Genomic DNA, 3,848 nt, shown 5'->3' on the forward strand with positions numbered 1-3,848 from the left:
ATGGTGATCAGGCGCTCGTCTTCCGGGATGAAAGCCGACAGCGCATTGAGCATCGTCGTCTTGCCGGTGCCGGTGCCGCCGGAGATGATCGTGGTCTTGCGGGCGTGCACCGCCGCCGCCAGCACCTCGGCCATGTTCTGGGTGATGGCGCCGAACTCCACCAGCTTGTGCAGGCCGAGCTTGTTCTTGGAGAATTTGCGGATCGACACCAGCGGACCGTCGACGCCGACCGGGCGGATCGCCGCGTTGAAGCGCGAGCCGTCGAGCATGCGGGCGTCGACCATCGGCTGCGATTCGTCGACGCGGCGGCCGACAGCCGCGACGATTTTATTAATGATTCGAAGCAGATGCGCCTCATCCTTGAATGGAATGTGGACCTGCTGCAGCTTGCCGCGCTTTTCAACGAAGCAGTTCTGGTGACCGTTGATCAGGATATCGTTGATCTCAGGATCCTTGAGCAACGGCTCCAGCGGGCCGAGGCCAACCATCTCGTCGACGATGTCGTCGACCAGCGCATCGAGTTCGGCGATGTTGATCGCCATCCGCTCCTCGCGCGTCTTTTCCGAGACGAATTCATGCACCTGCCGGCGCATCTCGTCCTTGGGCAGCCGCTCGAGCGCCACGAGGTTGATCTCCTCGAGCAGCATGCGGTGGATGCGCACGCGCGCATCGAGCACCTTGTTGGCGCTTTTTGCGGGCGCCGCTTCCGGCTTCGGCGGCGCCGGCTTGCGGGTCGTCGGGATGATCACCGCATTGTGCACCACAGGCGCGGGCTCCGGCGCCCGCTGCGGACGAGTGTCGCGGTTCTGCAGGTTGGAAAAGCGAGTGTTCATCCGGCCTTCCTCTTCAGCAGGCCTTTGCCGAGGCCGAACAGCGATTTCGACTTGACCGTGGTCTGGACGGCCTCCTCCGGCAGGATGATCTTCTTCAGGTCGTTGACGACATTGGCGTTGGGGTCGATGGCGTGCAGCGGCACGCCGCGGTCGACTGCCTCGCGCACCAGCCGGTAATTGTTGGAGATGCCGCCGACGAAATGCTCGCCGAGTATCTCCTGGACATCGGCCTGCTTGATGCCGCTGTCGAACATCTTCTGCTCGAAGCGGTTGACGATGACGTTGGGCTTCACTTCCTTGCCTGCGGTCTCATACACGGCCTGGATGAGGCGCTGCGTGTGGCGCAGGCAAGGCACCGTCATCTCGGCAACGATGTAGAGCTTGTTGGAACCCAAGAGCACGGTCTCGGTCCAGGGGAACCAGGTGCGCGGCATGTCGATGACGACGTTGTCGAAGTAAGCCGCCACGAGGTCGAGCATACGAACCACCACATCGGTCTTGAAGGAGCGCATGTCCGAGGGACGCGTCGGCGCCGCGAGCACGCATAGGCCGCTCGCATGCTTCGACAGCATCACATCGAGCAGTTGCCGGTCGAGGCGCTCCGGCTGGTTCTCGATTTCCGTGATGTCGAAGCGCGGCTCAAGGTCGAGATATTCGGCGCAGGCGCCCTGTTGGAAGTTCAAATCGACCACGCATGTCGAGGCGCCGCGCGTGACCGAATGATGCAGCTGGAAAGCCGTCTGCAGCGCGAGCGTGGTGGTCCCAACGCCGCCGGCGGCCGGCATGAAGGTATAGATATGCGATTCGGTGTTCTCTTCCCGCCCCGGCCCCTGCAACGCCCGGATGACCGAGCGCACGAGGTCTGCCGTGGTGATCGGCTTGACCAGGAAGTCGGCGACCTTGAGCTGCACGAGGATGCGCACCGCCGCCGCGTTGAATTCCTGGGTGACGACGACCACGGGAACGCTGCCTTCCAGCCGGCGCATGACGCGCTGCAGCGACTCGATCTCCTCGAGCTTGGCCGCGTCCATGTCGACGATGACGGTGCCGAAATCGGTCTCGAGGGCCTCGCCGCGCAGCTCGTTGATGCTCTTTTCCACCGTCAGGAGCTCGATGACCTCGGAGGTCGCAAAAGCCGTCCGCGTGTCCTGCACGAACGCCCTGTCGGTGGAAACGAGCAGGATCTTCTTGGTCTTGGTACCAGATGCCATCGTCGTCGGCCGATCAATTCGATGTCGTTGATGATGTTGTCGGCGCGGACGCGGCACCGGCCTTCGCGCCGACGGCGACACTCTCGGAACCCGGACGTTGAGCCGGCACGAGAAGCTTTGTGTTCTGGACGCCGTACTTCCACGGATCGACCATCTGCATGGCGGTGTTGGATGCCTGCGCGTTGCCGACCCCCGGCGTCACCCCTTCGGTGCGCACATAGTCGTTGCTGGTACAGCCGGCGGCGAGCCCGGTCAGCAAGAGAACAGTCCAAAGGGCGATGCGCATGGCCTTAGTCCTTCGGCAGGTCGAGGAAGTGGCCGGACGTGGCCGATACGGAGCGGGCGGCGCCGCCGTCGGCGAATGCCAGCGGACGTTTCGGCGCCGAGGCGTCCACTTCCTCGGTGTTGTTGAGGAAATAGTCGGCGGTGCTTGCCGGCCGGGTGCCGTCGGTCGGTTCGACCATCTTCTTCGACGGATCGACCGGCTTGACCAGATAAGGCGTGACGATGATCACCAGATCGGTCTCCCGCCGCTGATAGGATTTCGAGGAGAACAGCGGACCGAGGACCGGCAGCTTGCCGAGCCCCGGAAGGCGCGAGGTGAAAATGTCGTTTTGAGACTGCAAAAGGCCCGCGATCATAAAGCTCTGGCCGTTCTTGAGATCGACCGATGTCCTGGCGCGGCGCACGATGAAGGCGGGAATGGAAATGCCGCTGCTGACCTGAATGGAAGCGGACGGGTCGATCGAGGACACTTCCGGCGCGATGTCGAGGCTGACGAGCCCGTCCTTCAGCACCGTCGGCGTGAAATCGAGGCCGACGCCGTATTTCTTGTAGGTCACGCTGATCTTGCCGTTGTCCTCGGAAACCGGGATCGGGAACTCGCCGCCGGCAAGGAAGCTCGCCGTCTGGCCTGAACGCGCGATCAGATTCGGCTCCGCCAGCCGCCGCGCCAGGCCGCGTTCCTCCAGCGCCTTGATGGCGATATCGATCGACAGGCCGTTCGACAGCAGGCTGCCGATGATCTCGCCCGTTCCGGCAGCCGGCACATCTCCCCCGTCCGGGTTAAGCACGACTTTGCGGTTGCCGATGCCATAAGCGAAATTGGCCGCGTATTTGGCGCCGAGATCCTGCCCGGCCTGGCGGTTGATCTCGACGAAGCGGACGTTGAGCTGCACCTGTTGCGAGGACGAGATGTTGACCGAGTTGATGACTTCCTCGTTGCCGGAAAAGCGCGACGCTATCTTGCTGGCCTTGTCTGCAGCGACCGCATCCTCGGCCTCGCCCGACAGCACGACGCGGCCGTTTGCCGAGCCGACCTTGATCTTGGCGTCGGGCACGCTGGCGCGGATGGTGCTGGCCAACTGGTCAGTATCCAGCGTCACCTCGATGTCGATGGTGCCGACAAGCTGCTTGTTCTGGTCGAACAGGGCGATACCGGTGGTGCCGAGATTGTTGCCCAGCACATAGAAGGACTTGTCGGTTAGCGGGTTGACGTTGGCGATCTCCGGATCGCCGATGACGATCTGGTAGAAGGCGGCGCTCGTCATGATCGTCTTCGGCTTGCCCTTGGCGACCTTGATCGAGGCGTTCTTGTTCGCCGAGACATAGACGACGTCATTGCCCGCCCTTGCCGGCGCGGCGGCGCCAAGCATAGCCGCCGCGAGCGCGATCGCGCCGAGAAGACGCCATCCCCCGGTCGTCCGAAATGCATCAAACCCGAACATCTTGCCCCGTCCCCGCCGGTCCCCACCGGCTATTGCTGCAGTTCCTGCGGCGGTTCCCGTGAAGGAACCTTGTATTC

General features: G+C 63.2%; 4 protein-coding genes. All 4 read right to left on the reverse strand.

What is annotated here, in order from left to right; genetic code table 11:
* On the reverse strand, positions 1–833 hold an 833-nt coding region (locus EOA23_RS32415; RefSeq protein WP_145966554.1), incomplete at its 3' end, for an ATPase, T2SS/T4P/T4SS family.
* Positions 830–2,044 carry a response regulator/pilus assembly protein gene (locus tag EOA23_RS32420; protein WP_127307073.1) on the reverse strand — a complete coding sequence of 405 codons (1,215 nt, stop codon included), beginning with the start codon at positions 2,042–2,044 and terminating at the stop codon, positions 830–832. The genes EOA23_RS32420 and EOA23_RS32415, both read right to left, overlap by 4 nt.
* A gap of 13 nt (positions 2,045–2,057) precedes the next feature.
* Positions 2,058–2,330, reverse strand: a complete 273-nt coding sequence (locus EOA23_RS32425; RefSeq protein ID WP_127307074.1) for a hypothetical protein — start codon at positions 2,328–2,330, stop codon at positions 2,058–2,060.
* Between the two features lie 4 nt (positions 2,331–2,334).
* On the reverse strand, positions 2,335–3,699 hold the full coding sequence (locus EOA23_RS32430; protein WP_245456624.1) for a type II and III secretion system protein family protein: 1,365 nt from the start codon (positions 3,697–3,699) through the stop codon (positions 2,335–2,337).
* Between the last annotated feature and the right edge of the window lie 149 nt (positions 3,700–3,848).

Source organism: Mesorhizobium sp. M2A.F.Ca.ET.042.01.1.1, assembly GCF_003997405.1.
Taxonomy (GTDB): domain Bacteria; phylum Pseudomonadota; class Alphaproteobacteria; order Rhizobiales; family Rhizobiaceae; genus Mesorhizobium.